Below are 4,775 nucleotides of genomic sequence, written 5' to 3'. Positions count from 1 at the left end.
CAGCACCTCCTTGCCGAGCTCGCCGGAGCCGAGCAGCATGACTTTGGTTGCGTGGTGAGACAAGGGGGTGCCGAAGGTGGTCATGGAATGTAGAGGGGTGAAAGGTCAAGGGTCAGGGGCGAGTAGCGCATCGCAGTGGATGGCGCGCCGTAGCAAACACTTTACTTCACTCGAGCGCCGCTGGCCGGCTAGCCCGGGGCCTGCTTAACCTTACGGACCCGGGGTTTACACCCTCAGATGATAATCATTCTCATTATCTGCAACCCTGCACCCCGCGTGACGCTTTACGGAAAGCCTGTATGACCCACCCTGCCGCCATCCCCTCTTCTTCTGCTTCCAGCAACGCGCCCAGCACAGGCGAAGCACCCAAACGCCAGCGCCGTCCGCCGCGCCGGGTGGAAGTCAGCAAGATTGAAATCCTGAGCCCGGCGATGCGCCGCATCACGCTGAAGGGCGCCGAGCTTGAGGGCTTTCCGGTCACCGGCCCGGCCAGCTACATCAAGCTGATCTTCCCGGAGCCCGGACAGACCGAGCCGACCCGACCCCTGCCGGACGGCCCGCGCGCCGTGTCCATGCGCACCTATACACCGCTGGTGGTCCGGCCCGAAGCCCTGGAGGTGGATGTTGATTTTGTGCTGCACGGCGAAGGCCCGGCCTCGACTTGGGCCGCGCAGGCCGCCGTCGGCCAGGTGCTGTTCCTGATGGGCCCCGGCCCCGGCTACGCGGTGGACACCGCAGCCACGCAGCACCTGCTGATTGCCGACGACAGCGCACTGCCGGCCGTGGAAACCATTTTGGCGGCCCTGCCCGCTACGGCGCATGCGCAGGTGCTGCTGGAAGTGATCAGCAATGCCGAGCAGCGTGTGCTGCACAGTGCGGCGCAGCTTGACGTGCGCTGGCTGGCACGCGGCACCGATCACCGGACCGCAGGCGAGCCCCTGGCCAAGGCCTTGCGTGCCCTGCCGTCGATTGCAACCGAAGCGCGGATTTACCTCGCTTGCGAAGCAGCGGCGATGCGCCGCATCCGCCAGTTGCTCATCGATGACCTGGGCGTGAGCCGCAGCCAGATCGTGGGCCGGGGCTACTGGAAACTCGACGTGGTGAACCACCCCGACCACGATTACGGTGACGACGCCTGAGCCTTTGCTCAGCCGCGAAGGCGCGTCTGTGGAATGGGCAACAATAAGCCCATGAGCCATCCCCATCCTCTTGTTGCCATCCGGGGCCTGACCAAACACTATGGCAACGCCGTGGTTGTTGATGACCTTTCGTTCGAGATCGCGCCCGGCGAGTGCGTGGGGGTGATTGGCCCCAACGGCGCCGGCAAAACCACCAGCATCCGCATGTGCCTGGGCCTGACGGCGCCCGACGCCGGCGACATCACCTACTTTCTCAATGGCGACGGCCGCGGCTTGCGCATGCCCGCAGACGCGCTGGCGATCAAGGCCAGGCTGGGCGTGGTCAGCCAGTTTGACACGCTGGACCCGGACTTCAGCTGCGCCGAAAACCTGCAGGTTTATGGGCGTTATTTCGGCATGAAGGCAGCCCAGGTGCGCGCACGGGTGCCCGGGCTGCTGGAGTTTGCCTCGCTCTCGCACAAGGCCGGCAGCAAGCCCGGGGAATTGTCGGGCGGCATGCGGCGGCGCCTGAGCCTGGCGCGCGCGCTGGTCAATGACCCGCGCCTGCTGCTGCTCGACGAACCCACCACCGGTCTGGACCCGCAAGCGCGCCACCTGATGTGGGAGCGCCTGCAGCTCTTGCTGCAGCAGGGCAAGTCGATTCTGCTGACCACCCATTTCATGGACGAAGCCGAGCGCCTGTGCTCACGCCTGCTGGTGCTGGACCACGGAAAGAAAATCGCCGAAGGCAGGCCGCGCGAGCTGATCGCCCGGCACCTGGAACCCGATGTGGTGGAGGTGTATGGCGTGGGCGCGCTGGACTTGGCCCGGTCTGACGAACATGCTGCACTTCGAGCGCTGGCCGCGCGGGTAGAGGTCAGCGGCGAAACCGTGTTCTTCTACACACAGGACGCCCGCCTGCTACTGGACAAACTGACAAGCCACCCGAACTTGCGAACATTGCATCGCCCCGCCAACCTGGAAGACCTTTTTCTCAAGCTCACCGGTCGGCAAATCAGGGAGGATGGATGATGGATCAGTCAGTTTGGCGAGTGCCCGACTTGTCGGCGCGCTGGTGGCCTGTTTTCATGCGCAACCTGCTGGTCTGGCGCAAGCTGGCCATTCCCAGCCTGGTCGGCAACATTGCCGAGCCGCTGATGTGGCTGGTGGCTTTTGGTTACGGCATGGGCGCGCTGGTCGGCGAGATCAACGTGGGCGGGACCAAGGTGCCCTACATCCTGTTCCTGGCCAGCGGCTCGATCTGCATGAGCGCCATGAACGCCGCCAGCTTCGAAGCGCTGTACTCCGCGTTTTCGCGCATGCATGTGCAGAAAACCTGGGACGGCATCATGAATGCGCCGGTCAGCCTGGACAGCGTGCTGCTGGCTGAGATGTTGTGGGCTGCCTTCAAGGCACTCTTCACCGTGACCGCCATTCTGGGCGTGATGCTGGCCTTGGGCATCAGCCACAGCCCCAAGCTGCTGCTGGCCTGGCCCATCCTGCTGCTGGTCGGCATGATGTTCTCGTGCATCGCGTTGATCTTCAACGCGCTGGCCAAGGGCTACGACTTCTTCACCTACTACTTCACGCTGGTGCTGACACCCATGATGTTCCTGAGCGGTATCTTCTTTCCGCGCGAACAGCTCCCAACCGTGGTGCGCATCATCTCGGACTGGCTGCCGCTGACCAATGCGGTGGAAATCATTCGCCCGATGTTCATGGACCAGTGGCCGGCTTCACCCTGGCGGCACGGGCTGGTGCTGGTGGCTTACACCGTCGTGGGTTTCTGGGTGGCGTTGGCTTTGACGCGCAAACGCTTCAAGGCCTGAGATACCTGGTTTTTCCTGAGATCATGATTGTTTTTTGCCTCCAGCCCTTATGTGGCGGGCGCAAGCAGCTATTTAATTGATAGCAAATCGCTGCGCTGGCCAGCCACTCAGGCAACGCTTGCTGACGCCCCATTACCGGCAGGCAAGGCGAAACGCGCCATGAGTTCACCCAGGTTCAGCTCGGCCAGCACTTCCTGCAATCTCGCGTGAGCCTGGCGCGTTTTGGCAGCGCCTGTTGATGCCTGACGGCTCGCAATGATGAGTTCGTTTTTCATGGAATGCTCCCAGCCCACCAGCTCGGTCACCGTGACGTCATAACCGTGCGCCTCCAGCTGCAGGCAGCGCAACACATTGGTGATCTGGCTGCCGAACTCGCGCGTGTGCAGCGGATGCCGCCAGAGCTCGGCAAGCGGTGTTTTGGACAAGCTCAGCGCCTTGTTCTTCCGCAGCACGCCCGCCACCTCGGCCTGGCAGCAGGGCACCAGTACCATGTGGCGCGCCTGTTTTTGCAGGCCAAAGGCAATGGCATCATCGGTGGCGGTGTCGCAGGCGTGCAGCGCTGTGACGATGTCCACCTGATCGGGCAAGGCCTCAGACGCAGTAGCCTGCTGCACAGAGAGGTTCAAAAAAGCCATGCGGGCAAAGCTAAGTTTTTGCGCCAGGGCACGTGATTTTTCCACCAGTTCGGCACGCGTCTCTATGCCGTAAATGTGGCCACCGGTTTTCTCGCCGGGGTGGGCGACATTGAAAAACAGGTCATAAAGAATGAAGCCCAGGTAGGACTTGCCGGCACCGTGGTCCGCTAGCGTGAAGCCCCGGCCCTTGGCTGACACCTCTTCCAGCAGCGGGGCAATGAACTGGTACAGGTGATAGACCTGCTTGAGCTTGCGCCGCGTGTCCTGGTTGAGCTTGCCCTCGCGCGTGAGGATGTGCAGCTCTTTCAGCAGTTCGATGGACTGGCCGGGCCGGAGTTCTTCAATAACCTGAGCGGCTTTGGCGGGCGGTGCATGCCGGGCGGGCTTGCCGGGGCTGGGGGAACGGGGGTGTTGCATGGCCCCACAGTTTAGTAGCCGGCGCGCGCGGCACTGGCGGAAGCGTTGCAAAGCCCCTGCAGTCCGTGGATTTCAAATTAACTTGCACACAATTTAATTGTTCGCTATAATTCAATCATGCCAGTCAAAAACACGCCCGACAACGCCATGCTGCTTCTGGACAACCAGCTCTGTTTTGCGCTGTACTCCACCTCGCTTGCCATGACCAAACTTTACAAGCCCCTGCTGGACGAGCTGGGCCTGACCTATCCGCAATACCTGGCCATGCTGGTGCTGTGGGAAAAAGACGGGCTGATGGTGTCCGAACTCGGCGAACGCCTTTATCTCGATTCGGGCACCCTCACGCCCCTGCTCAAGCGCCTGGAAGTGTCGGGCCTGGTTTCGCGCCTGCGCGATGTCCAAGATGAGCGCCGTGTCCACATCACACTGACCGCGGCAGGCCGCAAGCTCAAGAGCCGCGCCGCAAAAATTCCCGGCTGCATCCTGGAGGCCAGCCAGTGCTCCATTCCCGAACTCATCACGCTGACACAGCAGGTGCAGGCCTTGCGCCAGCGGCTGGTCGCTTAGGGCCTGTTCACGTTTTTTAACCCGCTTCAAATTCGAAGCATCTTCCAAGGAAATCACCATGACCACACTCGACAAAGTTCTCTACACCGCCAAAGCCCACACCACCGGCGGTCGTGACGGCAAGTCCAAAACCGACGATGGACGTCTGGACGTGACGCTGAGCTCGCCCGGCACCGCCGGCACCGGCACCAACCCCGAGCAGCTGTTTG

The 4,775-nt window shown here is 62.3% G+C and carries 5 protein-coding genes and 1 pseudogene; 5 read left to right on the top strand and 1 reads right to left on the bottom strand.

Going from position 1 to position 4,775, the window contains the following annotated elements; translation table 11 throughout:
- The first annotated feature begins 299 nt into the window (after nucleotides 1-299).
- The 3 genes from ABI660_RS23040 to ABI660_RS23030 are packed head-to-tail and all read left to right on the top strand — an operon-like array spanning nucleotide 300 to nucleotide 2,947.
- On the top strand, nucleotides 300-1,139 hold the full coding sequence (locus tag ABI660_RS23040; RefSeq protein WP_348072530.1) for a siderophore-interacting protein: 840 nt from the start codon (nucleotides 300-302) through the stop codon (nucleotides 1,137-1,139).
- A gap of 51 nt (nucleotides 1,140-1,190) precedes the next feature.
- A complete protein-coding gene (locus tag ABI660_RS23035) occupies nucleotides 1,191-2,150 on the top strand; it encodes an ATP-binding cassette domain-containing protein (protein WP_348072528.1) in 960 nt (319 codons plus the stop codon).
- Complete coding sequence (locus ABI660_RS23030; protein WP_348072526.1) at nucleotides 2,150-2,947, top strand: ABC transporter permease; 798 nt, start codon at nucleotides 2,150-2,152, stop codon at nucleotides 2,945-2,947. Before ABI660_RS23035 ends, ABI660_RS23030 begins: the two co-directional genes overlap by 1 nt.
- Nucleotides 2,948-3,054: 107 nt before the next feature.
- On the opposite strand, the gene ABI660_RS23025 is transcribed toward ABI660_RS23030, so the two are convergent.
- On the bottom strand, nucleotides 3,055-3,999 hold the full coding sequence (locus tag ABI660_RS23025; protein WP_348072524.1) for an SAM-dependent methyltransferase: 945 nt from the start codon (nucleotides 3,997-3,999) through the stop codon (nucleotides 3,055-3,057).
- A 117-nt stretch (nucleotides 4,000-4,116) separates the two neighbouring features.
- Here ABI660_RS23025 and ABI660_RS23020 point away from each other — a divergent pair, with 117 nt between their 5' ends.
- Both ABI660_RS23020 and ABI660_RS23015 read left to right on the top strand, forming a co-directional pair.
- A complete protein-coding gene (locus tag ABI660_RS23020) occupies nucleotides 4,117-4,566 on the top strand; it encodes a MarR family transcriptional regulator (protein ID WP_348072522.1) in 450 nt (149 codons plus the stop codon).
- A 58-nt stretch (nucleotides 4,567-4,624) separates the two neighbouring features.
- Nucleotides 4,625-4,775, top strand: a pseudogene (locus ABI660_RS23015) (organic hydroperoxide resistance protein); the annotation flags it as partial.

It is taken from the genome of Polaromonas sp., assembly GCF_039930745.1.
Taxonomy (GTDB): Bacteria; Pseudomonadota; Gammaproteobacteria; order Burkholderiales; family Burkholderiaceae_C; genus Polaromonas.
This window is presented reverse-complemented; position numbering and strand designations above follow the sequence as displayed.